The following is a 944-nucleotide window of genomic DNA, read 5'->3' on the forward strand; positions in this document are numbered from 1 at the left end:
GGTGGGCAATTCTTCAAACGGTGCGGCGGGTCTGCCCGTCGCTGTTGCGCGGTGTGTGCCGGCACCGGCAATACGAAAGTACGGGCCGGGACCCTGAAACCGTGATGCCGGCGTCCCTGCCGGAGGTTAGATTAAACGGCGGCGGGGCACCGTTTGAGGTGCGCCGCCGTTCGTCAGGTTCCTGCGTCCGGTGCCCGGATCACCCGGTCCATGGGGGGAGGAAGCCTTGTTATTCGTCGGACCCGTGCCGGCTTCCGGCCTTAGCCAGACCGCGGGCGATCATGTAACCGATGGTCAACCACGTGATGTACTGCATCGCCTGGTTGGCATCGAACGGATCACCGCCATTCTCATCGCCGTTCTCCCCCACCACTATCGCGGTGATGATCGTGCCCAGGACCGCGGCGAGGTAAACGATGAGTTCGGTGGTCTTCACCGCGGCCTTGGTCTCGGCCAGCCGGTGGTGTGGGGTGTGCTCGTTGCGGGGTGCTGCCATGATGACTCCTGAAGTTTGGGGGGGCCGTACCGGCCATGCATCCGGGGAAACGCGCTGCCCAGCCCATCGCGCTACACTGTAGAATTTACCCTTAGACATCGATGATGGCAAGCATGCTTACCTTCCCGGCGGGCCTGCCTTCCTGACTGTCCAGGCTGTGCAGATCCCCGACCCAAGAGACGACCAACCCCATGTCCAAGCATCCCGACGGCACGGCTCCCGGCCCGCCTCCGGACGGTGTTCCCGTTCCCCGCACACCGGCCCGGCGGCCCCGCCTGAACCGGGACCTCGTTCTGGCCACCGCGCTTCGTCTCATCGACGCGGAGGGTCTGGACGCGCTGACCATGCGCCGGCTTGGACAGGAACTGGGCCGTGACCCGATGGCGCTCTACCGTTACGCGGACAACCGGGCCGCGCTGCTGGACGGCGTCGCGGAACTTGTCCTCAG

At 65.6% G+C, this 944-nt stretch carries 2 protein-coding genes; one reads left to right on the forward strand and one right to left on the reverse strand.

Going from position 1 to position 944, the window contains the following annotated elements; translation table 11 throughout:
* Window positions 1-229: 229 nt before the first annotated feature.
* A complete protein-coding gene (locus AC5RWU_RS24370; protein ID WP_493986743.1) occupies window positions 230-496 on the reverse strand; it encodes a hypothetical protein in 267 nt (88 codons plus the stop codon).
* 191 nt (window positions 497-687) lie between these two features.
* Between AC5RWU_RS24370 and AC5RWU_RS24375 the strand changes: the two genes are divergently transcribed.
* A partial coding sequence (locus AC5RWU_RS24375) for a TetR family transcriptional regulator (RefSeq protein ID WP_493986744.1) occupies window positions 688-944 on the forward strand: 257 nt, incomplete at its 3' end.

The sequence above is a fragment of the Arthrobacter sp. B0427-1-12 genome (genome assembly GCF_059092905.1).

Excerpts from the sequence above, each read along its gene's own strand:
- AC5RWU_RS24370 (WP_493986743.1), bottom strand. The coding sequence starts at position 496 with ATGGCAGCACCCCGCAACGAGCACACCCCACACCACCGGCTGGCCGAG.